General features: G+C 73.2%; 21 protein-coding genes. 14 read left to right on the forward strand and 7 right to left on the reverse strand.

Annotation, left to right across the window (positions count from 1 at the left end; all coding sequences use genetic code 11):
• Positions 1-520: 520 nt before the first annotated feature.
• On the forward strand, positions 521-1,102 hold the full coding sequence (locus tag GWK25_RS15905) for a helix-turn-helix domain-containing protein (protein WP_215450875.1): 582 nt from the start codon (positions 521-523) through the stop codon (positions 1,100-1,102).
• A 7-nt stretch (positions 1,103-1,109) separates the two neighbouring features.
• Positions 1,110-1,865, forward strand: a complete 756-nt coding sequence (locus GWK25_RS15910) for a helical backbone metal receptor (RefSeq protein ID WP_215450876.1) — start codon at positions 1,110-1,112, stop codon at positions 1,863-1,865.
• On the opposite strand, the gene GWK25_RS15915 is transcribed toward GWK25_RS15910, so the two are convergent.
• The gene (locus tag GWK25_RS15915) at positions 1,792-2,988 is read right to left on the reverse strand and encodes a TDT family transporter (RefSeq protein ID WP_215450877.1); all 1,197 of its coding nucleotides are present in this window, start codon (positions 2,986-2,988) and stop codon (positions 1,792-1,794) included. The genes GWK25_RS15910 and GWK25_RS15915 overlap by 74 nt on opposite strands.
• A gap of 70 nt (positions 2,989-3,058) precedes the next feature.
• Between GWK25_RS15915 and GWK25_RS15920 the strand changes: the two genes are divergently transcribed.
• Positions 3,059-3,985 (forward strand): LysR family transcriptional regulator, encoded by a 927-nt coding sequence (locus GWK25_RS15920; protein ID WP_215450878.1) that lies wholly within the window; start codon positions 3,059-3,061, stop codon positions 3,983-3,985.
• Positions 3,986-4,145: 160 nt separating this feature from the next.
• Here GWK25_RS15920 and GWK25_RS15925 read toward each other — a convergent pair whose 3' ends face one another.
• From GWK25_RS15925 to GWK25_RS15935, 3 genes are all read right to left on the reverse strand, one after another.
• Entirely contained in the window at positions 4,146-4,826 is a 681-nt protein-coding gene (locus GWK25_RS15925) for a gamma-glutamyl-gamma-aminobutyrate hydrolase family protein (RefSeq protein ID WP_215450879.1), read from the reverse strand.
• Between the two features lie 63 nt (positions 4,827-4,889).
• Positions 4,890-6,329 carry an ethanolamine permease gene (eat, locus tag GWK25_RS15930; protein WP_215450880.1) on the reverse strand — a complete coding sequence of 480 codons (1,440 nt, stop codon included), beginning with the start codon at positions 6,327-6,329 and terminating at the stop codon, positions 4,890-4,892.
• Positions 6,330-6,453: 124 nt separating this feature from the next.
• On the reverse strand, positions 6,454-7,200 hold the full coding sequence (locus GWK25_RS15935) for a FadR/GntR family transcriptional regulator (RefSeq protein ID WP_215450881.1): 747 nt from the start codon (positions 7,198-7,200) through the stop codon (positions 6,454-6,456).
• A gap of 105 nt (positions 7,201-7,305) precedes the next feature.
• Here GWK25_RS15935 and GWK25_RS15940 point away from each other — a divergent pair, with 105 nt between their 5' ends.
• The 5 genes from GWK25_RS15940 to GWK25_RS15960 all read left to right on the forward strand — a co-directional run bounded on the left by GWK25_RS15940 (position 7,306) and on the right by GWK25_RS15960 (position 12,167).
• A complete protein-coding gene (locus GWK25_RS15940; RefSeq protein WP_215450882.1) occupies positions 7,306-8,664 on the forward strand; it encodes a glutamine synthetase family protein in 1,359 nt (452 codons plus the stop codon).
• Between the two features lie 8 nt (positions 8,665-8,672).
• Positions 8,673-10,046, forward strand: coding sequence for an aldehyde dehydrogenase (locus tag GWK25_RS15945; protein ID WP_215450883.1), 1,374 nt, complete (start codon positions 8,673-8,675; stop codon positions 10,044-10,046).
• Positions 10,043-10,834, forward strand: a complete 792-nt coding sequence (locus GWK25_RS15950) for a 3-oxoacyl-ACP reductase (protein WP_215450884.1) — start codon at positions 10,043-10,045, stop codon at positions 10,832-10,834. The genes GWK25_RS15945 and GWK25_RS15950 overlap by 4 nt, the downstream gene beginning before the upstream one ends.
• Positions 10,835-10,939: 105 nt before the next feature.
• Positions 10,940-11,866 carry a DUF2510 domain-containing protein gene (locus GWK25_RS15955; RefSeq protein ID WP_215450885.1) on the forward strand — a complete coding sequence of 309 codons (927 nt, stop codon included), beginning with the start codon at positions 10,940-10,942 and terminating at the stop codon, positions 11,864-11,866.
• A 1-nt stretch (position 11,867) separates the two neighbouring features.
• Positions 11,868-12,167 (forward strand): zinc ribbon domain-containing protein, encoded by a 300-nt coding sequence (locus GWK25_RS15960; RefSeq protein WP_286014632.1) that lies wholly within the window; start codon positions 11,868-11,870, stop codon positions 12,165-12,167.
• A gap of 57 nt (positions 12,168-12,224) precedes the next feature.
• Here the strand turns inward: GWK25_RS15960 and GWK25_RS15965 are convergent, their stop codons facing one another.
• Positions 12,225-13,427, reverse strand: a complete 1,203-nt coding sequence (locus GWK25_RS15965; protein WP_215450886.1) for an amino acid deaminase/aldolase — start codon at positions 13,425-13,427, stop codon at positions 12,225-12,227.
• Between the two features lie 907 nt (positions 13,428-14,334).
• Here GWK25_RS15965 and GWK25_RS43505 point away from each other — a divergent pair.
• Together GWK25_RS43505 and mycP are read left to right on the forward strand one after the other, a co-directional pair.
• Entirely contained in the window at positions 14,335-16,068 is a 1,734-nt protein-coding gene (locus GWK25_RS43505) for a hypothetical protein (RefSeq protein WP_251828878.1), read from the forward strand.
• A 155-nt stretch (positions 16,069-16,223) separates the two neighbouring features.
• Positions 16,224-17,393, forward strand: a complete 1,170-nt coding sequence (gene mycP / locus GWK25_RS15975) for a type VII secretion-associated serine protease mycosin (protein ID WP_215457394.1) — start codon at positions 16,224-16,226, stop codon at positions 17,391-17,393.
• A gap of 49 nt (positions 17,394-17,442) precedes the next feature.
• Here mycP and GWK25_RS15980 read toward each other — a convergent pair whose 3' ends face one another.
• A complete protein-coding gene (locus tag GWK25_RS15980; RefSeq protein WP_251828879.1) occupies positions 17,443-18,591 on the reverse strand; it encodes a class A beta-lactamase-related serine hydrolase in 1,149 nt (382 codons plus the stop codon).
• A 148-nt stretch (positions 18,592-18,739) separates the two neighbouring features.
• Here GWK25_RS15980 and GWK25_RS15985 point away from each other — a divergent pair, with 148 nt between their 5' ends.
• The gene (locus GWK25_RS15985) at positions 18,740-19,471 is read left to right on the forward strand and encodes an SseB family protein (RefSeq protein WP_215450887.1); all 732 of its coding nucleotides are present in this window, start codon (positions 18,740-18,742) and stop codon (positions 19,469-19,471) included.
• Positions 19,472-19,491: 20 nt separating this feature from the next.
• On the opposite strand, the gene GWK25_RS15990 is transcribed toward GWK25_RS15985, so the two are convergent.
• Positions 19,492-19,848 (reverse strand): DUF1844 domain-containing protein, encoded by a 357-nt coding sequence (locus tag GWK25_RS15990; protein WP_033531706.1) that lies wholly within the window; start codon positions 19,846-19,848, stop codon positions 19,492-19,494.
• Between the two features lie 332 nt (positions 19,849-20,180).
• On the opposite strand from GWK25_RS15990, the gene infC reads away from it, so the two are divergent.
• The 3 genes from infC (at position 20,181) to rplT (ending at position 21,708) form a co-directional block, all read left to right on the forward strand.
• The gene (gene infC / locus GWK25_RS15995) at positions 20,181-20,897 is read left to right on the forward strand and encodes a translation initiation factor IF-3 (RefSeq protein ID WP_221522910.1); all 717 of its coding nucleotides are present in this window, start codon (positions 20,181-20,183) and stop codon (positions 20,895-20,897) included.
• Between the two features lie 131 nt (positions 20,898-21,028).
• Positions 21,029-21,223, forward strand: coding sequence for a 50S ribosomal protein L35 (gene rpmI, locus GWK25_RS16000; RefSeq protein WP_003977225.1), 195 nt, complete (start codon positions 21,029-21,031; stop codon positions 21,221-21,223).
• Positions 21,224-21,324: 101 nt separating this feature from the next.
• Positions 21,325-21,708 (forward strand): 50S ribosomal protein L20, encoded by a 384-nt coding sequence (rplT, locus tag GWK25_RS16005; protein WP_033531708.1) that lies wholly within the window; start codon positions 21,325-21,327, stop codon positions 21,706-21,708.
• The last annotated feature ends 289 nt before the right edge of the window (positions 21,709-21,997 follow it).

The raw sequence follows: 21,997 nt of genomic DNA on the forward strand, positions 1-21,997 counted from the left end.
GGGGCGGTCCGCATCCACCCGGCCCGGCGACCCGCCGGCCGGTGGGGCGGGCCGCTCGCGGTTCTTCAACCGCCTTTCACGGTGCATGACTTCGCGGACGCGGGGGTGGTCCCGTGGGGGTGCCCGGGGCGGTGTCCTGGCTGCGCGGGACGGGTGTCGTGGGCGGCGGACCCGCCCGGCGGGTGTCGGTGACGGGGCGTGCGGCACGTGTCACCCCACGCGTTCGCCGGGGCGGCCGCCCCGCCCGCCGTGCGGCACCAGAACGCCGTGGGTGGGGAGGCGGGAGGAGGACGCGGCTGGCGAGAAGTGTGAGCATGGACCCCCTGCCGGTTTACAGGGATGTGACGGGCGCGTGAAACGGTTTGCCGAACATGCGTAGGGTGCAGAGAACTCATCAGGACGAGCGCGCCCGGTGAGTGCCGGACGGGTGGCCATCCGTAACCGGACCAGTGAGCGTTCGCGGGGCCGCCCGGTGGGGTGTCCGTGAGCCGACCGACGAGCGAAGGAGGGAGCCGGAGCGATGGGCGACCACAAAGAACAGCCCCTTCGGGTGGGCGCGGCCGTCCGGCGGCGGCGCCGGGCACAGGAGCTCACCCTCGCCGCCGTGGCCGAGCGCAGCGGCCTGTCGGTCCCCTTCCTCAGCCAGGTCGAGAACGAACGGGCCCGCCCCAGCAGGCCCTCCCTGGAACGTATCGCGGACGCCCTCGGCACCACAGCCGTCGAACTCCTCGCCGCGGCCGATCCGGCGTGCAGTGTCGACGTGGTGCGCGCCGCCGACGAGGACGGTTTCACGCCCCCCGACTCCAGCTCGCGCTCCCTGGTGCGCGGTCACCACCAGTTGCACGCCATGGAGTTCACCGGCGACCACGACGAGGGCCGCGAGGTCCAGCACCGCAACGACGAGCTGATGTACGTCGTCGACGGCGCCGTCGAGGTCGAGGCCGAGGGCCGTGCCCACCGCCTCGGACGCGGTGACACGCTGTACATGTCCGGTGGCGTACGGCACCGTTGGCGGGCCACCGAGCCCGAGACCCGGGTGATCGTGGTCGCCGTCGCGGACCACATCGAAGCCCTGGAGGACCGTCACCGCAAGGGCGCGTGAGATCGCCGTGGGCTCCGTTCCCCGGATCGTCTCCCTCGTCCCCTCGCTGACGGAGGCCGTCGCCGTCTCGCTGCCCGGCGTGCTGGTGGGCGCCACCGACTGGTGCGCCCACCCGAGTGATCTTGACGTGGCCCGGATCGGCGGCACCAAGAACCCCAGGACCGACGACATCGCCCGTCTCGCCCCCGACCTCGTGATCGCCAACGAGGAGGAGAACCGCGCGGCGGACCTGGCCGCTCTGCGCGAGGCGGGGGTCGAGGTCCTCGTCACCGAGGTACGGGACGTACCGGGCGCCTTCGCCGAACTGGACCGGGTGCTGCGTGCCTGCGGGGCCCGCTCCCGGCCGCGCTGGCTGGACGAGGCGGAGTCGGCATGGTCCCGGCCGTCGGCCGCCGCCGTGGACGGTCCGCTGACGCCCGGCCGCAGGACGACGGCCGTCGTGCCCGTCTGGCGTCGGCCGTGGATGGTCCTCGGCCGGGACACCTTCGCCGGTGACGTGCTCGCCCGGCTCGGCGTGGACCATCTGTACGCCGGGCACGCGGAGCGCTATCCCCGGGTCCCCGTTGAGGAGTTGCGGGCCGCCGCGCCCGATGTGGTGGTCCTGCCCGACGAGCCGTACCGCTTCACGGCCGACGACGGTCCCGAGGCGTTTCCCGGGCTGCCCTGCGCGCTGCTCAGCGGTCGGCACCTCACCTGGTACGGGCCGTCGCTGGCCGAGGCGCCGCGGGTGCTGGACGCGGCGCTGCGAGCAGCCCTCCGCTGACCAGACCGCGCACGGTGCCCACGGCGGCCGTGGCCCAGGCCGCCAGCAGCAGCGCGTACAGCGCGACGGCGAGGACGTCCAGGGCGACCAGTCCCGTGTGCCGGGCCAGTCCCGTCGCGCCGGTGGCACAGGTGCCGACCGGGAAGGTGAACGCCCACCAGGCCATCGAGAACCCCATGCCCCGCCGCCGGGCACGGACGACCAGAGCGGTGGCGAGCGCGAGCCAGAGCAGCGCGAAGCCGAGGACGGGGACACCGTAGAGGACGGCGAACGGGGTGAGGGCGTGCGCGTACGGGGCCGGCAGCGCGCCGGGGGCCGCGTCGGCGAGGTTGCCGACGGCGGTGGCCGACTGCCCGAGCGGTCCAAGGACCAGGAACAGGCTCGGCGTCAGCGCGAGCGGCAACGGCCCCGCCGTGACGAGCCGGCCGCACACCGCCGGCAGGACGAGCAGTGTCGCCAGCAGGCTCACCCCGAACAGCGCGAGACAGCCGAAGAGCAACGTCTGCCGGGCCTGCCCGGGCGGCAGGTGCGGCACGAGCAACGGACCGAGCGCGGCGGAGACCATCGGGGCGACGAGGGGCAGCAGCAGGGCCGGAGTGACCCGGTCCGCGTCGATCCGGTGCCGGACGATCATCGGATACGGCACGGCCACGGCGGCGACGAGGCCCACGGCCGTCCCGGCGGAGAAGAGCACGACGTCCAGGGCGACGGCCGCCCGCACACCGGTCCAGTCGCGGCCGACGACCAGGGCACCGCCGCCGACGGCCGACAGGGCCATGGAGAGGCAGCCGTGGAAGGGGGCCACGGCCGGGTCCAGGAGGTGGGCGCGGGCCTGGTCGCGGTGGTGGGTCCAGTGCAGGGCACGGGCGCCGAGGACGGCGACCAGGGCGACGAGGGCGAGTGCCCACACCGCCGCGCAGGCCGTCCGCAGACCTGGGAGGTCCAGGGGGAGTCCGGCACCGGCGGAGGCGACGATGGCGGTGCCCATGACCGGGGCGTACCAGTTCGGGCCGAGGTGGCGAAGGGCGGGGAACGGGAGCGGGCGGGACGCGGGCGCACCCGGACGGGGGCGGGGGTGAGGGTGGGGCGTGGACGGGCGGGCTGGGCGGACTGCGGTGGCCATGCGTCGAGCGTCCCGCCGCCGTGCGGGGCCCACCAGGGAGTCCGGTTGTATGGGGACATAAGCTTGGGTTATGAGCGAGACGAACGGGGAGCGGGGCGGGCTGGCCCACCGGGTGCCGGATCTCGGGGCGCTCGAACTGCTGCTGGCCGTGGCCCGGCTGGGCTCGCTCGGCCGGGCGGCGCGGGAGCTGGGCATCACCCAGCCCGCCGCGAGCAGCCGCATCCGCTCGATGGAACGACAGCTGGGGGTGGCGCTGGTCGACCGGTCGCCGCGCGGGTCCCGGCTCACCGACGCGGGGGCGCTCGTCACCGACTGGGCCCGCCGGATCGTGGAGGCGGCCGAGGCGTTCGACGCGGGCGCGCAGGCGCTGCGGGACCGGCGTGACTCCCGGCTCCGGGTCGCCGCGAGCATGACCATCGCCGAGTACCTGCTGCCCGGCTGGCTCATCGCGCTGCGCGCCGCGCGCCCGGACACGGCGGTCTCGCTCCTCGCGGGCAACTCGACGGTCGTGGCGGAGCGGCTGCTCGCGGACGAGGCCGACCTGGGGTTCGTCGAGGGGCCGACCGTTCCGGCCGGGCTGGACGCGGCCGTGATAGCGCACGACCACCTGATCGTCGTGACCGCGCCGAGTCACCCCTGGGCGCGCCGCCGCAAACCCCTGGAGGCGGCCGAGCTGGCCTCCACGCCGCTGATCCTGCGCGAGAAGGGCTCGGGTACGCGGCAGGTCCTGGAAGCGGCCCTGGGCGGCCTGGCCCGGCCCCTCATCGAGCTCTCCTCCACCACGGCGGTCAAGTCCTCGGCGCTGAGCGGCGCGGGCCCGGCGGTGCTCAGCGAACTCGCCCTCGGCGAGGAACTCTCCGCCCGCCGTCTGGTCAGCGTCCCCGTGAACGGCGTCCGCCTGCGGCGCGCCCTGCGAGCGGTGTGGCCGACGGGCCACCGCCCGACGGGACCTGCGCGGGACCTGCTCGGCCTCACGCGGGGGCCTACGGCCGTCTGACGGCGCCGGGGGTGCGTGTGTCGTGGGCGGGTGCGGCTCCGGTGGGGCTTCTCGCGCAGTTCCCCGCGCCCCTACAGGATTTCGGCCCCTGCGGGCCTGGCAAAGCTGGGGCGCAGCCCCGGCTTTTTCACGGGGCGGCGGGGGCGAGGGCGGCGGCTGCTCAGAGCGTCGCCGTTTCCACCAGCGCTCGCATCACCCGTACGTCCTCGCCCATCTCAGGGTGCCACTGCAGGCCCAACGCCCAGGCGGGCGGGGGCAGCTCGACGGCCTCGATCGTGCCGTCGGAGGCGTGGGCCGAGGCCAGCAGGCCGGTGCCCAGGCGGTCCACGGCCTGGTGGTGGTAGGTCGGGACGTCCGTCTCCTCGGGGACGAGGTCGCCGTAGCGCGTGCCCGGTACGGGCTTCACCGCGTGGCGGCCGAAGACACCGATCCCGACCGCGTGGTCGTCGATGTGCTGGATCAGCGTGCCCCCGAGGGCGACGTTCAGCAGCTGCATGCCGCGGCAGATACCGAGGAGCGGGGTGCCGGAGTCCAGCGCCGCCCGGATCAGCGCCAGCTCCCACGCGTCGCGTTCGGGCGCGGCCGGGCCGCAGCGCGGGGAGCGCTCGGCTCCGTAGCGGGCGGGGTCCACATCGGGCCCGCCCGCGATGACCAGGCCGTCGAGGCGGGCGACCGCCCCGGCGGCGTGTGCCGGGTCGTCCGGCGGCAGCATCGCGGCCATGCCGCCGGCCGCCTGCACGAGCCGGGGGTAGCCGGCCGGCAGCAGGGCCGCCTCCAGCTCCCAGACGCCCCAGCGCGCGTCTGCCAGATACGTACTCACACCGATCAACGGCCTGGTCACACTTGCTCCTCACGCGTGCGAGCCGTGAACGTCACACCCCACGCGACCCGTGGAACGCGACGCTCAGTCCCGCGCCAACTCTGCCTCGGCCGCGGCCAGCGCCGCGAATTCCTCCTCCGGTGCCTTCGCCACCAGGTGCTTGCGGCTGTAGAGCCCGAAGTACGCCGCCGCGACCGCGTACACGCCGAGCGCGATGAAGGCCGCCGTCACATCCACCAGGAACGTCGCCACCAGCGCGGAGCACGCGAGGACGAGGGCGACCGAGGAGGTCAGCACCCCGCCCGGCGTGCGGTAGGGCCGCTCCAGGCCCGGCTCCCGGCGGCGCAGCACGATGTGCGACAAGGCCATCAGCGCGTAGCTGATGGTCGCGCCGAAGACGGCGATGTTCAGCATCCGGCCGCCGTCCCCGGTCGCGGCGGCCAGCGCGAAACCGATGGCGCCCGGCACCAGCAGGCCCAGGTACGGGGCCTTGCGGCCGCTGGTGAGGGACAGGACCCGCGGGAGGTAGCCGGCCCGGGAGAGCGCGAAGAGCTGGCGCGATCCCGCGTAGATCAGCGAGAAGAATGAGGCCACGAGACCCGCCAGACCGGCGTAGTTCACGAAGCGGCTGAGCGCCGTGGCCTTGCCGTCCGGCTGCAGCGCCTCGACCAGCGGGTTGCCGGCGTCCTGGATGGCGGCGGAGCCACGCGCCCCGGCCGCGGCGACGAAGGTGATCACCGCCAGCACCACCAGGACACCCATCGACCAGCGGATGGCCTTCGGCAGGGTGCGGGCCGGGTCCCTGGTCTCCTCGGCGGCCAGCGGCACACCCTCGACGCCCAGGAAGAACCACATGCCGAACGGGAACGCCGCCCAGATGCCCAGCAGCCCCATGGGCAGCCAGGAACTCGCGCCGAACGCGCCGGTGTCCACCGGGATGTCGTCGAGCGCGGACACGCTGAAGTCGGGCAGCGCGCCCAGGGCGAACACGATCAGGGCGAAGACGGCGATGCCGGTGACGACGAAGCTGGCGATCAACGCCTCACCGACGCCCCAGAGATGGATGCCGATGAAGATCGCGAAGCAGGCGAAGTAGACCGGCCAGCCGGACTCCAGGCCGAACAGGCCCAGCGACTCCACATAGTCACCGATGAAGATCACGATGGCCGCCGGGGCGAGCACGTACTCGATCAGGATCGCCGTGCCCGTCAGGAAGCCGCCCCACGGGCCGAGCGCCCGGCGTGCGAAGCCGTAGCCGCCACCCGCCGTCGGCAGGATCGCGGACAGTTCGGCGAGGGCGAAGACCATACAGGCGTACATGGTGCCCATGAGCACCGTGGCGATCGCCAGGCCGCCGAAGCCGCCCTCCGCCAGGCCGAGGTTCCAGCCGGAGAAGTCGCCGGAGACGACGTAGGCGACGCCGAGGCCGGTCAGCAGGACCCAGCCGGCGCTGCCCCGGCGGAGCGTCCGGCGCTCCAGGTAGTCGTCCGCCGCGTCGGCGGTGTCGGTGGCTTTCAGGGACATGGCCCACTCTCCCCACTCAAAGGAATGGATCCATACCTTTGTGGGAGGGGTGGCCGAAAAGCAATACCCCTGCGTTACGCGGTCGTAAATCCATCATGTTCTCGCCCGGCCGCCACATCCGCCCTCACCCCAGGAAGCCGCGCAGCAGCGCCGCTGTGCCCGCGCAGTGTTCGCGCATGATCTCCCGCGCCGCCTCGGCGTCCTCGTCGAGGACGGCCTCCACCAGCGCCGTGTGCTGCTGCTGCGAGTGCTCCAGGTTGCGCACCAGCAGCGGGATGCAGTCGAGCAGGTCGTTGACCCCGGCGCGTACGCCCGCGTACTGGGCGGCCAGCGAGGGGGAGCCCGACAGTTCGGCGATGGTGAGGTGGAGCAGGGTGTCCAGCCGGCGGTACTCCGTGAGCGGCGCGTTGTGGGTGCGCGCCAGGGCCCCGCGCAGCCGCTCGGTCTGGTCGTCGCTCAGACCGTGCGCCGCGCACAGCCCCGCCGCGCCCACCTCCAGCACCTCGCGGAAGCGCAGCGTGTCCTCGACGTCGATGCCCTTCAGGCGCCGGCGCAGCTCGTCCTCGCCCGGGGTTTCCGCGCGCGGCAGCACGAACGTTCCGCCGTACCGTCCGCGCCGGGCCTCGATCAGGCCCTGGTCCTGGAGCACCTTCAGCACCTCGCGCAGCGTGACCCGGCTGATCCCGAGCCGCTCCGCCAGCTCGCGCTCGGCCGGCAGCCGTTCGCCGCCGGGCACCAGGCCGAGCCGGACCACTTGGAGGATCTGCTCCAGTGCCTCCTCGAAGCCGTTGCCCGCCCGGACCGGACGCAGGACGGACGCCAGTCGGTCGTCGGCCCACGGAGTCTGCGGTTCCGTCCCTGTCCGCGACATGTGACCGTTCCCCCTTCCCAACTAATGGTTACGGGTAATACCTTATGGCTCCCGGATGGCTGAATGGCTCCGGGGTGGCCGAAGAAGCCCCTAGGAGGCTTTCCCGTGGCAGACCACACACCCCCGCTCTCCGTCGAGGAACTGCACACCCTCGTCGCGGGCGGTGAGATCGACACTGTCGTCCTGGCCTTCCCCGACATGCAAGGGCGACTTCAGGGCAAGCGGTTCGCCGCGCGCTTCTTCCTCGACGAGGTGCTCGCCCACGGCACCGAGGGCTGCAACTACCTGCTCGCCGTCGACACCGAGATGAACACCGTCGACGGCTACGCGATGTCCTCCTGGGACCGCGGCTACGGCGACTTCGCCATGCACCCCGACCTCTCCACACTGCGCCGGGTGCCCTGGAACGAGGGCACGGCCATGCTCATCGCCGACCTCGCCTGGAACGACGGCTCCCCGGTCGTCGCCGCGCCCCGTCAGATCCTGCGCCGCCAACTGGAGCGCCTCGCGGAACTGGGCTACACGGCCAACGTGGGCACCGAGCTGGAGTTCATCGTCTTCAAGGACACCTACGAGCAGGCCTGGGACGCCGGCTACAAGGGCCTGACCCCGGCGAACCAGTACAACATCGACTACTCGGTCCTCGGGACGGGCCGTATCGAGCCCCTCCTGCGAAGGATCCGCAACGAGATGGCGGCCGCCGGGCTGACCGTCGAGTCCGCCAAGGGCGAGTGCAACCCCGGCCAGCACGAGATCGCCTTCAAGTACGACGAGGCCCTGGTCACCTGCGACCAGCACGCCATCTACAAGACCGGCGCCAAGGAGATCGCCGCACAGGAGGGCGTCTCGCTCACCTTCATGGCGAAGTACAACGAGCGCGAGGGCAACTCCTGCCACATCCACCTCTCCCTCGCTGACGCCGACGGCACCAACGTCATGGCCGACGGGCAGGAGATGTCCCAGGTCATGCGGCACTTCCTCGCCGGACAGCTGGCCGCCCTGCGGGACTTCTCGCTGCTCTACGCCCCCAACATCAACTCCTACAAGCGGTTCCAGCCGGGCTCCTTCGCCCCGACCGCCGTGGCCTGGGGGTACGACAACCGCACCTGCGCGCTCAGGGTCGTCGGCCACGGCCGCTCGATGCGCTTCGAGAACCGGCTCCCCGGCGGTGACGTCAACCCGCACCTCGCCGTCGCCGGCCTGATCGCGGCCGGCCTCCACGGCATCGAGCAGAAGCTGGAACTGCCGGAGGTGTGCGCGGGCAATGCCTACACCGCCGAGTACGACCATGTGCCGACCACCCTGCACCAGGCCGCCGAGCTCTGGGAGCACAGCCCCATCGCCAAGGCCGCCTTCGGCGAGGAGGTCGTCGCGCACTACCTGAACATGGCCCGCGTCGAGCTGGCGGCCTTCGACGCCGCCGTGACCGACTGGGAGCTGCGCCGCTCCTTCGAACGTCTGTGAGGCATCCCTTGTCCCAGCACCACATCCTGGACGTCCTCAATCCGGCGACGGAGGAGGTGATCGCCGCCGTCGCGGGCGCCGCCGAGCACGACGTCGACGCCGCCGTGCGCCGGGCGGAGAAGGCCCAGCACGCCTGGGCCGCCGTCGCACCCGCCGACCGGGCCCGGCTCCTGCGCCGTTTCGCCGCCGTGGTCGACGACCACGTCGAGGAGCTCGCCCGCCTGGAGGTCCGCGAGGCCGGACACACCCTCGGCAACGCCCGCTGGGAGGCGGGAAACGTCCGGGACCTGCTCGACTACGCCGCCGGCGGCGTCGAACGGCTCTCCGGCCGGCAGATCCCGGTGCCCGGCGGCATGAACGTCACGATCCTCGAACCGCTCGGGGTCGTCGGAGTGATCGCGCCCTGGAACTTCCCCATGCCGATCGCCGCCTGGGGCACCGCACCCGCACTCGCCGCCGGCAACGCCGTCGTCCTCAAGCCCGCCGAGACCACCCCGCTCACCGCGCTGCGCCTCGCCGAACTCGCTCTGGAGGCCGGGCTCCCGGAGCATCTCTTCCAGGTCCTGCCCGGACGCGGCGACATCACCGGCGAGGCCCTCGTCAAGCACCCCGGCGTCGCCAAGATCGTGTTCACCGGCTCCACCCGGACCGGCAAGCGGGTCATGGAACTCTGCGCCGACCAGGTCAAACAGGTCACCCTCGAACTCGGCGGCAAGAGCCCGAACATCGTCTTCGCCGACGCCGACCTCACCAGGGCCGTCGACCCGTTCTCCTTCCTCGACAACGCCGGCCAGGACTGCTGCGCCCGCACCCGCGTCCTGGTCCAGGAGTCCGTGTACGACGAGGTCCAGAGCCTGCTCGCCGAGTCGCTGGCCGGTGTGGTCGTGGGCGACCCCGCCGACGAGAAGACGCAGATGGGCCCGCTGATCTCCCGTCAACAGCTGGACCGCGTACGGTCGTTCGTGCCCGAGGAGGCGGCAGCGCTGCGGGGCGACGCCCCCGACGGGCCCGGCTTCTGGTTCCCGCCGACCGTCCTCACCGGGGAGCGGCCCGACTCCGCCGCCGCCCGCGAGGAGATCTTCGGACCCGTGGCCGTCCTGCTGCCCTTCACCGACGAGGCGGACGCGATCCGGCTCGCCAACGACACCCCGTACGGCCTCTCCGGCTCCATCTGGACCCGGGACGTCGGCCGAGCCCTGCGGGTCTCGCAGGGCGTCCGCGCGGGCAACCTGTCCGTCAACTCGCACTCCAGCGTCCGCTACTGGACCCCCTTCGGCGGCTTCAAGCAGTCCGGCATCGGCCGTGAGCTGGGCCCGGACGCGCTCGCCGCCTTCACCGAAACCAAGAACGTCTTCATCAGCACGGAAGGCCCCGCACAGTGACCTCGACGTCCCCTGAGAACATCTGCCGCCGCCTGGTCGGCCGCACCGCCGTCATCACCGGTGCCGGCAGCGGCATCGGCCTCGCCACCGCGCGCCGGCTCGCCGCCGAGGGCGCCCACGTCGTCTGCGGCGACCTCGACGAGGAGCGCGGCAAGGCGGCCGCCGAGGAGGTCGGCGGGCTCTTCGTCAAGGTCGACGTCACCGACGCCGAGCAGGTCGAGGCGCTCTTCAAGACCGCGTACGACACCTACGGCAGCGTCGACATCGCCTTCAACAACGCGGGCATCTCCCCGCCCGACGACGACTCCATCCTGGAGACCGGCCTGGAGGCCTGGAAGCGGGTGCAGGAGGTCAACCTCACCTCCGTGTACCTGTGCTGCAAGGCCGCGATCCCCTACATGCGCCGCCAGGGCAAGGGCTCGATCATCAACACCGCGTCCTTCGTGGCCCGCATGGGCGCCGCGACCTCGCAGATCTCGTACACGGCCTCCAAGGGCGGTGTGCTGGCGATGTCGCGGGAGCTGGGCGTGCAGTTCGCCCGGGAGGGCATCCGCGTCAACGCGCTCTGCCCGGGACCGGTGAACACCCCCCTCCTCCAGGAGCTGTTCGCCAAGGACCCGGAGCGGGCCGCGCGCCGGCTCGTGCACATCCCCGTCGGCCGGTTCGCCGAGGCCACCGAGATCGCGGCCGCCGTCGCGTTCCTCGCCAGCGACGACTCCTCGTTCGTGAACGCCACCGACTTCCTGGTCGACGGCGGTATCTCGGGCGCGTACGTCACCCCGCTCTAGGCGGTCCGTCCGGCGTCGCTCCGGGCGGTCGGTCCCGGCGTCGCTCCGGGCGGTCCGTCCCGGGACCCGGAACACCGGCCCCGTCGGTGTGATTAAAGTGCCGGGATGAGCAGTTCGCCGCCCGGCTGGTACCGCGACCCGTCCTACCCGCTCACCGAACGCTGGTGGGACGGGACCGCGTGGACCGACCACCGGCGCCAGCCGGAACAGTCCGTCCCCCCGGTGCTCCAGCCCCAGCCGCCCACGCGCCGGGGCCCCGGCCGCACCAAGGTCGTGGCCCTGGCCGCCGTCGGCGCCGTCCTGGTGGCCGGGGCGGTCACCGGCGGTGTCCTGCTCCTCGGCAAGGACGGCGACGGCGGGCAGGGGACGAGGACCACCACGGCGTCCCCGACCTCCGGGGCCGACGGGAAGGACAGCCCCTCCCCGACGGAGTCCGCCGGCCCGTCCCCCTCGGAGGACGCCGACCGCGTCGCCGACGAGCTCAACGGCATCACCTTCCCGATCCCCGAGGGTTGGGAGGACGGCGACCGGTCCGGTGAGGAGGACGCCGTCCTGGTCACCGACGGCACCATCAACTGCCCCGGCGAGGGCAGTGTGTGCCGCGGTGGCGTCGTCGTCTCCCGGACCGTCACCGGCAGCGACGAGACCTCCCCGAAGATCCTCGCCGAGAAGGACATCGAGGACGCCGCGAACGACGCCTTCGACCGCGACGTCCTGGACCAGCAGCCGTACGGCGGCATCACCGGCCACGAGGTCGTCGGCTCCGGCTCGGTCGCCGTCGCCGGCCGCGCGGGCTACTACGTGCGCTGGCGGGTGACGACGGGGGCGGGGGCCGGCGGCTACGTCCAGTCCCTCGTCTTCCCCTCCAGCGTCGGCTCCGAGGCCCCGGTCCTGGTCCGGTTCGCCCTCGACGCGGGCGACGACGGCCCGCCGCTCGACGACATCGACGAGATCGTCCGGGGCATCCGCCCGGCGGGCGACGCGGAGGCCGACACGGGCGGGGGAGTGGGCAGCAGCCTCGGCCCCTCGTGAGCTGCGTCGAGCCCGAGCCCGAGCCCCGCCCGGGTACGGGACCGGGAACCCGCGCCGGGCCCCCGACCGCTCCCCGCGCTACCGGGGTTCACGGGGGCGGGAGGGTCTGCACGTGCGGGAATGGAGGTGTGAGGCCGGCGGCACCCTCCACGACCGGGACCACAACGCCGCACTCAACATCGAGACGGCCGCCGGACTGGCGGCGTCGGCCTGCGGAGCGCCGGTAGGACCAGGAGCAGTCCCGGCACAGCGCGAAGAAACAGGAAGCCACGGAATCCCGACCGGAAACCGTGCCGCCTAGCGGCACGGCAACCAGTCGAGAAGGCCAGAATCCTCGCCCTCCAGGGCGAGGAGCATGTCAAAGGAACGTATGCCCCTCGCCGCGGTACGTCGGCACGGTCGCCGTCACCTCGTCGCCCTCCACCAGGTGCAGCACGTCGAACCGCTCGCACAGCTCACCGGCCTTGGCGTGCCGGAACCACACCTTGTCCCCGAGCAGCAGATCGTCGGCGGGCGCGCCGAGCAGCGGGGTCTGCACCTCGCCCGGCCCCTCCTGCGGGTCGTACTTCAGCCCCTCCGGCAGATACGGCACCGGCAGCCGGTCGGGGCCGGGCGCGCCGGAGGCCGGGTAACCGCCGCCCAGGACGGTGACGACGCCGACACCCGGGCGCCGTACGACCGGCATCGCGAACAGCGCGGCCGGACGCCCCGTGAACGAGGTGTAGTTGTCGAAGAGCCGAGGCACGTACAGCCCGGACCCCGCGCCGATCTCGGTGACCGCTTCCTCGGCCGCCGTGTGCTGCACACTGCCGGTGCCGCCGCCGTTCACGAACTCCAGGTCCGGCGCCACCCGCCGGACGGCCCGCACCACTTCGGCCCGCCGCGCGGCCAGCTCCTTCTTCGCGGTGGCCTGCATCATGCGCACCGCCCGCGAACGCAGCGGCCGTCCGGCCACCGAGTCGCCCACGCCGGCGATATGCCCCTCGTAGGCCATGATCCCGACCAGCTTGAACCCCGGGCGCTCGGCCACGGCGCGCGCCATGTCGGCGACCTGCGCGGGGGAGTGCAGGGGGGAGCGCCGCGCGCCGACGCGCACCCGTCCGCCGAGCAGCTTCAGCGAGGTGTCCAACTCCAGGCAGACCCGTACGACTTCGGTGCCGCCGCGTCGGGAGTCGTCGATCAGCTGGAGCTGGGCGGGGTCGTCGACCATCACGGTCACAGCGGCGGCGAGTTTGGGGTCGCCCGCCAGTTCGGCGAACGCCTCGTGGTCCGCCGACGGATAGGCGAGCAGGACGTCCTCGAACCCGGAACGGGCCAGCCACAGGGACTCGGCGAGGGTGAACGACATGATGCCCTGGAAGCCCTCACGGGCCAGGACCCTCTCCAGCAGCGCCCGGCAGCGAACGGACTTGCTCGCGACGCGGATCGGCTTGCCGCCGGCCCTGCGGACGAGGTCGTCGGCGTTGGCGTCGAAGGCGTCGAGGTCGACGATCGCCAGCGGGGCGTCGAGATGAGCTGTGGCCCGGTCGTACCGGGCCCGGTCGGCGGCGCGCGCAGTCATGCACGAAGCCTGCCAGACATGATTACCGCAGGGTAGGGGGACGTTCCGGGCTTAAGCCGCAGTCCCGCGGGACTGGTTCCCGTTCGACCGGGGCCAACCCGTAGAGTGACGCGCACGCAGGGACGACCTCGACGGGGATGCCGATCCGCTGCCACGGGTATGGCTTGCCCGAGGTGCCGGGCGGCTCGGCGGGCGCACCCACGACATGCGTGACGACCGCTCCCCATGAGCGGTCGAACACCTGGACGACCTCCGGGTATGCACGGAACAACGACCTCCGGGTCTGCGGGAGAAGCCGACCTCCGGGTCTGCGGGAAACGACGACCTCCGGGTCTGCAAGGGACGAGGAAACGGGGGGTGCATGAGCACGGAAGCGCGCCGCGCCTCCATTCCCCCACGCCCCCCGGTCCCACCCCGCCCCTCCATACCCCCGGGCCATGAGCCGTCGGCCCCGCCCCCCAGCGGCTCGACACCGGACGCTCCCGCACCGGACACCCCGACGGACTCCGTCGCCGGAGGTTCGCGCTCGGTGCCGCCGCCTCGTCCCGACCGTGCGCCGTCCGCCGGAGGCGGACCCGGCGTGCCACGCCGCCCGCAGCGGCCGCCGACGGCAGGTGTGCCCGCGCGACCCGGCACCCCGCCCCGCCCGTCCTCCGCGCCCGCGTCGACGCCCGGCGCGGCCCGGGACGTACGACACCCGGGTGCGCCGGAGGGGCCCAACTCCGCTGGGAGCGGCCGGGGTTCCGGCAGCCAGGGCGAGCCCGGGCCCTCCCGTGGCCGAGGTTCCGGCCCAGCGGCCGGTCGTGTTCCCGGACGTGACTCGGGGCAGAGCGGCCACGGGCGTGGCCACGCGCCCGCGCGAGGCTCCGGCCAGTCGTTCGAGCAGAACGGAGGGTCGGGTTCCGTCGTGGACAGTGGTGGTGGCGGGCGCCGCGCCGAACACCCGCGCTTCGCCGACTTCCGGCGCGCCGCGAACCAGAACGCCCAAACCTCCGCCACGCCGCCCCCGCCCCCGGCGGCCTCCGCCCGTTTCCCGGACACACCTCCCAGGGCCTCGGCCCGCATCCCGGACACCCCTTCGACGACGGCCCCCGCCCCGGAGGCCCCTCCCACGTCGTCGCCCCGCTTCCCCAACGACCGACGAGCGGCCCGGACCCGTCACTTGAGCACCCCGCCGCCCTCCGCCACCCGCTTCCCGGAGAGCACCCCCTCAGCGTCGGCTCGCCCCCCGGACGGCCCGCCCACCGCGTCCGCTCGCATCCCGGACGAGCCGTCGGCCGCCCGGCGCCAGGCCGACGCCCCGCCCCCGGCCTCGGCGCGCTTCCCCGACATCCCACCCGCCCGGCCCACCAGCGGGCGGCTTACGGCCACCTCCGCGCAGGCCCCGGGTGCCCGGGCCGGTGACTCGGGCGCGACCTTCGGCGACCGTGCGTCCCGGCCCACCGGCCCGTCCGGGTCCACCGGCCCGTCCGGGTCCACCGCCGACGGCGCACCCCCTCGGCCCGCCGGGCCTCGCTCCGACGGCACCTCGTCCCGCCCCGGCGACTCCGGCCCCCGCGACTCGACCTCACGCCCGCCGGGACAGCCCTCGACGCCCGCGCCGCGCGACCGCGTACCCGCTCCGGGTGCCGCCGTGCCGCCCACGGCCCCGCCCCTCCGGCGTTCGCTGCCGGAGCAGACCGGCCCCGAGGGGACGCCCAGGCCGCGGCCCCTCACCCCCGAGCGCCCCGGCGGCTGGCAGCCCCCGTCCACCTCCTCCCGGCGGTCGGCCGAGGCCATCGACGGCGTGCTCGGAACGTCTCCCGCGCGGCCCTTCGTCACGTTCGCGCAGCCGGACACCTCACCCTGGACGCCGCCCGAGCCGCGGGACACGCGGCGCCGGCCCCGCCCCACCAAGGCGCGCGCGGCGGCCATGGCCGTCTGCGTGGTGCTCGGCTTCGGGCTGATCGGCGGTGCGGCGGCCGGGAGCTGGCTCACCGGGGACTCCGGGGCGGACGGCTCCCGCGACGCCTTCGCCGCGGCCGGTGAGCTGTGGCACGGCGTACCCGTCGACTCGCTGTTCCCGCCCACCGTCCAGGGCGAGGGCGCCGGACCGGGCGGCACCGACCGCACCTGGACCCGGATCGCCGTCGCGCCCGACAGCGGCTGCGCCGACGCCTTCGACCCGCTGCTGCGCAAGGTCCTCGCCCCGGTCGGCTGCCTGCGGCTGCTGCGCGCCACCTACACCGACGCGACCCGGAGCAATGTCACCACCGTCGGCCTGCTGTTCACCAGGACGGACGCCGCCGCCATGACCGCGCTCAAGGCCCGCTTCACCAAGGAGGGCCTCGACCGCCGCACCGACCTGATGCCCCGCCCGTACGCCGCCGAGGGCACCGTCGCCGCCGGCTTCGGCGACGAGCAGCGTGCCTCGTGGACGATCTCCGTCCTCACCGACGTCCCGGTGGTCGTCTACGCCGTGTCCGGCTTCGCGGACGGCCGTACGGTCACCGAACCGCAGGCCGCCGAGGACGCGATGAGGTCCGGCGCCACCACCGCCCCGGCCCAGTCCGGCCTCGGCCACGAGGCGAAGGGCCTCGCCGACCGCATCGAACGCGGCCTGCGCAAGACCGCCGCGTCCGCCACGGAGCAGCCCTCGTGAAAGCCGACGAATCCGAGACCGCCGCACCACCCGCCGGGCCGGACGGACCGGCCGAGACCGTCACCGCCGCGGGGACGGCCGAGAAGCCGGCGCGGACCGAAGCCCTCGACGCAGCCGGCCGACGACACGGCCCGCGTGACCGCCGCCGTCGGCGTCTGCGGACCGGTCTGCTCAGCGCCCCCCTCGCCGCCTCCCTGGCGCTCCTGCCGTCCACCGCCGCGCACGCCGACGGCATCCGGGACCAGCAGTGGGCGCTGGACGCGATGCGTACCCAGGAGGCGTGGCGAACGACGAAGGGCGCCGGGATCACCGTCGCCGTGCTCGACACGGGCGTCGACGACGAACACCCCGACCTGGCCGGCAACGTCCTGCCGACGAAGGACATGGTCGGCTTCGGGGCGTCGCGCGGCGACCGCTCCTGGGCCCGCCACGGCACCGCCATGGCCGGCATCATCGCCGGCCACGGCCACGGCGCGAACCGCTCCGAAGGCGTCCTCGGCATCGCCCCCGAGGCCAAGATCCTCCCCGTCCGCGTCATCCTGGAGGACGGCGACCCGTCCCGCTCCAAGGCCCGCAGCACCCGTGGCAACGCCCTCGCCGACGGCATCCGCTGGGCCGCCGACCAGGGTGTCGACGTCATCAACCTCTCCCTCGGCGACGACTCCGAGTCCGCCCACCCGGAGCCCTCCGAGGACGCTGCCGTCCAGTACGCCCTGGCCAAGGGCTCGATCGTCGTCGCCTCCGCCGGCAACGGCGGCGAGAAGGGCGACCACGTCTCCTACCCGGCGGCCTACCCGGGCGTGATAGCGGTGACGGCGGTCGACGAGGACGGCGACCGCGCCCCGTTCTCCACGCGCCGCTGGTACGCCACCGTGAGTGCCCCCGGCATGGATGTCGTCATCGCCGACCCGGACCGCAAGTACTACGAGGGCTGGGGAACCAGCGCGGCCGCGGCCTTCGTCTCCGGCGCCGTCGCCCTCATCAGGGCGGCCCACCCGGGCCTGACCCCCGCCCAGGTCAAACGCCTCCTGGAGGACACCGCCAGCGAGGCGCCGGTCGGCGGTCGCGACGACTCCCGGGGCTTCGGCTTCGTCGACCCGGCCGCCGCCATCGAGGAGGGCGGCAAGCTGGAGCCCGACGACCTCAGGGCCGCGGCGTACGGCGGCAAGTACTTCGGCTCCGGCCCTGACCCGGTCGAGGAGAAGGACCCCACCGTCGGCTGGACGGCCCCCGTCGCGGGCGGCCTGGGTGTGGTCCTGCTGATCACGGCGGTGGTGATCTGGCGCGGCCGGGGCCGCGGCCGCCCCGACGAGTTCATCGTCTGACGCCCGCGCCGCCCGCATCGTCCGAGGCGCGATCGTCCGAGGCCCGCGCCTACGAGGTGCCGGCCACCCCCGCCACGTCCGTCCCCGCCCCGTCCGTCCCCGCCCCGTCCGTCCCCGCCCCGTCCGTCCCCGCCACGTCCCTTCCGGCCTCGGCGGTCTCCGCCGCGCCCGCCCGTTCCGCGGCATCCGCCGTGCCCGCCGCCGCCACCGTGCCCTCCGTGCTCTCCGGCCCCGCCGTGTCCGTGAAGACCGACACGGCGGCTCTCGCCGCCGCCTCGACCGCGGCGACGCCTTTCGCCTTCGTCGTGTGCCCGTCGGACACCACGGCCACGAGGAACTCCCGCCCGTCCACCTCGACCCGGCCGACGCTGTTGATGTCCCACAACCCGGTGGCGGTGCGGGGCAGCCACCCGTTCTTCAGGGCGAAGCCGGACCCGGAGGCGTCATCCGTCGCCACGGCCGAGACACCCCAGTCCTGACCTTCGGCGATCCGCCCCATCAGCTCCTGGACGTACGCCCGCGAGGCCGCGCTCAGCTCGGAGGTGTGGTCGTCGCCGAACACCTGCCGCAGCAGCACGAGTTGATCGGCCGCCGTGGTCTGGGTGAGACCCCAGTAGAGCCCGTCGCCGCCCTCGGTGGCCGTCAGCCCGAACCGCTCGTTCGCCGCGTCCAGCCCGGCCGCCTGCCCGATGACCTTCCACAGCGCCGTCGCGGAGACGTTGTCGCTGTCGCGGATCATCGCCGAGGCGTACGTCCGCTCCTGCGCCGTGAGTCGCCGGTCTGCGTCCTGCGCCTGGAGCAGCAGCGCCGCCAGGATGTTCAACTTGACGATGCTCGCGGTGTCGAACGAGGCGTCCCCGTACCCGGCCGGGTCTCCGGACGCCACGTCGAGCACGGCGACGGAGATCGCGGCCCCGTCCTCGACGGTCACCTCGGCCATGGCCGTCGCGAGCAGGTCGTCATGATCCACGTCTGGCGCCGCCACCGGGTCCACCGAAGCCTCCTCAGCGGCCGCCGACGAGGGTGCCGAGGCCGAGGGCGACGATACGGCGGAGGGGGCACGGTCCTGCGCCTGGGCCCTCATGAACACCGTCCCCGCGGCCGTGCCGCCCACCACGACCAGAGAGGCCATCGCGAGGTGGACGAGCGGACGGCGCCCGGACGGACGGGCACGGCGAAGGGCTCTGCGACAGGGCATGCCTGATGGTTCTGCGCCGGGCTGTGCGTGTGGTTAGGCGATTGTTAGATGCTTGTCAGGGATGGCTGAGAAAACCGTGAGTGAGGTGACAGTCACGTTTCCGGCCTGGCGAACGCCCTGGAGACTTCCCCCGATAGGGTCGACGACCGTGGCGAACAAGAACATTCCCGACCCCGGCTTCTCCGACGACGACGGCTCCGCCGACCCCCGGCTGAGCGCCGCGCTCGCCGCCTGGGCCGACGACCGGACCGCCGTGGAGCCGGTCCTCGAAGCGCTCAAGGGCGCCCGGCTGCTCGTGCCCGTCGTGGCCGTGCTCGGCGAGGTCGAGGTGGACGAGAACGGGCTGCGCCGCGAGAAGACCAGCGACATGGCGGTGCCCACCCTCAAGGCCGGCGACCGCACCGCGCTGCCCGCCTTCACCTCCACCGACAGCCTCGCCCGCTGGGACCCCGCCGCCCGCCCCGTCGCCGTACCGCTGCACCAGGCCCTGCAGGCCGCCGCGCACGAGAAGGCCGACACGATCGTCCTCGACCTGGCCGGCCCCGTCCCCTACGAGCTGACCGGCCGGGCCCTGCTCGCGCTCGCCGAGGGACGCACCACCACCGACCCGCTGGCCGACCCCGCGGTCCTCGACGCCGTGCGCGCCGCCGTCGCGGCGGAGCCTGCCGTGCTCCGCGCGCACCTCGGTCCCGGACAGGCCGACGGCACCCTGGCCCTGGTGCTCGACGCGACCGCGCCCCCGGCCGAGACCGCGCGGGCCGTCGCCGGGCGCATCGCCGCCGACGAGACACTGCGGGCCCGCCTGGTACGCGGCCTCGACCTGGCACTGCTGCCGGCCGGGGCGACCCCACCGGGCGAGCCCCTGTACGTACGGGCGTAGCCCTCGGGGACAGCCGGCCCCTAGCCGTAGATCGGGCCCGTGTACTTCTCGCCCGGGCCCTGGCCCGGCTCGTCCGGGACGAGCGACGCCTCGCGGAACGCCAGCTGCAGCGACTTCAGACCGTCGCGCAGCGGGGCCGCGTGGAAGGAGCTGATCTCGGTCGCGGACGCGTCCAGCAGACCGGCGAGGGCGGTGACCAGCTTGCGGGCCTCGTCCAGGTCCTTGTACTTGTCGCCCTCCTCGGTCAGACCGAGCTTCACCGCGGCGGCGCTCATCAGGTTGACGGCGACCGTCACGATCACCTCGACCGCGGGGACCTCGGCGATGTCGCGGGTCATCGAGTCGAAGTCGGGGTTCTCAGGAGGGGTCTCACTCATGCCCCACACGATAGGCCCCGCCACGTACCTCCCGACCTGCGGGAGTCCGCCGCGGCCCGATTGGCACGGGAGGTTTGAACCCGGTATGGTTGTGTCAACGACCGGCTGGACACCTGTGTGTCCGGCCCGCAAGTGGAGGCTCCGCACTCCCACCTGACTGTCCTCCGGGGCGGCAGGTCACCCGGTCAGGCGGCCCCCACCGTTCCGTACGGACGGTGGAGTCGTCCGATATTGCGCCCCGCGGCACACCCGCGGCGGTGCTCCGGCAGTTCATGGAGCCCCGCCTGTGTTCCGTCAGGGGCATTTTTCATGGCTCCCGGTGGTTGGTCCTGATGTCAACCAGACATGACGCGGCGGTCCGCCAGACCGTCGTGTGGTGCTACCGAGGAGGATCCATCAGCGCCGAGCCCCGCATCAACGACCGGATTCGCGTTCCCGAGGTGCGACTTGTCGGTCCCAGCGGCGAGCAGGTCGGGATTGTTCCGCTTGCCAAGGCCCTGGAGCTTGCGCAGGAGTACGACCTCGACCTCGTCGAGGTGGCCGCGAACGCCCGTCCGCCGGTCTGCAAGCTCATGGACTACGGGAAGTTCAAGTACGAGTCGGCCATGAAGGCCCGTGAGGCGCGCAAGAACCAGGCGCACACGGTCATCAAGGAGATGAAGCTCCGGCCGAAGATCGACCCGCACGACTATGACACCAAGAAGGGTCACGTCGTCCGGTTCCTCAAGCAGGGCGACAAGGTCAAGATCACGATCATGTTCCGTGGTCGCGAGCAGTCCCGGCCCGAGCTGGGCTACCGACTGCTGCAGCGTCTCGCGGAGGACGTCCAGGAGCTCGGGTTCGTCGAGTCGAACCCGAAGCAGGACGGCCGGAACATGATCATGGTCCTCGGTCCGCACAAGAAGAAGACCGAGGCGATGGCCGAGGCCCGTCAGGCTCAGGAAGCCCGGAAGGCGGAAGCGAAGGCCAACCCCGGCAAGTCGCAGAACGCCGCCGACGCCGAGCATGTCGAGGTAGAGGCGCCGGCCGAGGAGCCTGCCGAGGCGTAAGTCCCCGGGACGCGAGTCCGGGGGAACCCCTGGACACCGGTCCAGGGTGCCAACCGAAAGAAATGACGTTCCGTCGTGCCCGGTTTCGCGACCGGGCACCGGAGCGCCACTGACGAGGAGAGAACGGCGCTATGCCGAAGAACAAGTCGCACAGCGGTGCCAGCAAGCGCTTCAAGATCACCGGCTCCGGCAAGGTGCTCCGTGAGCGCGCCGGCAAGCGCCACCTGCTCGAGCACAAGTCGTCCCGCGTGACGCGTCGCCTCACCGGCAACGCCGAGATGGCCCCGGGCGACGCCGCGAAGATCAAGAAGCTTCTCGGCAAGTGACGTTCGCGGCGCCCCCTGTGAGCGCCGTACGTCAGGACCGGGACCCCATCGATTTCGGGTCGTGTGACGACAACCACGGCCCCGCTACAAGGAGTTAAAAAGTGGCACGCGTCAAGCGGGCAGTCAACGCCCACAAGAAGCGCCGGGCGATCCTCGAGCAGGCCTCCGGCTACCGCGGTCAGCGTTCGCGCCTGTACCGCAAGGCCAAGGAGCAGGTCACCCACTCGCTGGTCTACAACTACAACGACCGCAAGAAGCGCAAGGGCGACTTCCGGCAGCTGTGGATCCAGCGCATCAACGCCGCTGCCCGCGCCAACGGCATCACGTACAACCGCTTCATCCAGGGTCTGAAGGCCGCGAACATCGAGGTCGACCGCAAGATCCTCGCGGAGCTGGCCGTCAACGACGCCACCGCGTTCGCCGCGCTGGTCGAGGTCGCGCAGAAGGCGCTGCCCGCGGACGTCAACGCGCCCAAGGCGGCGTGACGCTCGCGCCGGCCTGAGCCGTGTGAGATGTGACCCGGACCCGCAGGTGCCTTGTCGCCTGCGGGTCCGGGTGTTTTCTGGCTGCGGTGCCAGGACGGGTGCGCTGTCGGGTGCGGGTGCGTGGGGCTTCTCGCGCAGTTCCCCACGCCCCTGAAGGCATCAGGCCCCTGCGGGCCTGGAAAGCACGGGGCGCAGCCCCTGCTTTTCAGGGGCGCGCGGAACTGCGTGAGCAACCACGAACCACCCGCACCCGCCAACGAAACCCGCACCCCCGAGCTCTCACGCGCCC

Origin of the sequence: Streptomyces sp. ATCC 21386 (genome assembly GCF_018728545.1) — a bacterium.
In the GTDB taxonomy this organism is placed as follows: Bacteria; Actinomycetota; Actinomycetes; order Streptomycetales; family Streptomycetaceae; genus Streptomyces.

Bases quoted from the DNA above. Each gene is read 5' to 3' on its own strand.
- infC (WP_221522910.1), top strand. From the start codon at position 20,181: ATGTCAACCAGACATGACGCGGCGGTCCGCCAGACCGTCGTGTGGTGC.
- GWK25_RS15935 (WP_215450881.1), bottom strand. From the start codon at position 7,200: ATGTCGCGGACAGGGACGGAACCGCAGACTCCGTGGGCCGACGACCGA.
- GWK25_RS15965 (WP_215450886.1), bottom strand. From the start codon at position 13,427: ATGACTGCGCGCGCCGCCGACCGGGCCCGGTACGACCGGGCCACAGCT.
- GWK25_RS15955 (WP_215450885.1), top strand. From the start codon at position 10,940: ATGAGCAGTTCGCCGCCCGGCTGGTACCGCGACCCGTCCTACCCGCTC.
- GWK25_RS15905 (WP_215450875.1), top strand. From the start codon at position 521: ATGGGCGACCACAAAGAACAGCCCCTTCGGGTGGGCGCGGCCGTCCGG.
- eat (WP_215450880.1), bottom strand. From the start codon at position 6,329: ATGTCCCTGAAAGCCACCGACACCGCCGACGCGGCGGACGACTACCTG.
- GWK25_RS15980 (WP_251828879.1), bottom strand. From the start codon at position 18,591: ATGCCCTGTCGCAGAGCCCTTCGCCGTGCCCGTCCGTCCGGGCGCCGT.
- GWK25_RS15920 (WP_215450878.1), top strand. From the start codon at position 3,059: ATGAGCGAGACGAACGGGGAGCGGGGCGGGCTGGCCCACCGGGTGCCG.
- GWK25_RS15990 (WP_033531706.1), bottom strand. From the start codon at position 19,848: ATGAGTGAGACCCCTCCTGAGAACCCCGACTTCGACTCGATGACCCGC.
- GWK25_RS15915 (WP_215450877.1), bottom strand. From the start codon at position 2,988: ATGGCCACCGCAGTCCGCCCAGCCCGCCCGTCCACGCCCCACCCTCAC.
- rpmI (WP_003977225.1), top strand. From the start codon at position 21,029: ATGCCGAAGAACAAGTCGCACAGCGGTGCCAGCAAGCGCTTCAAGATC.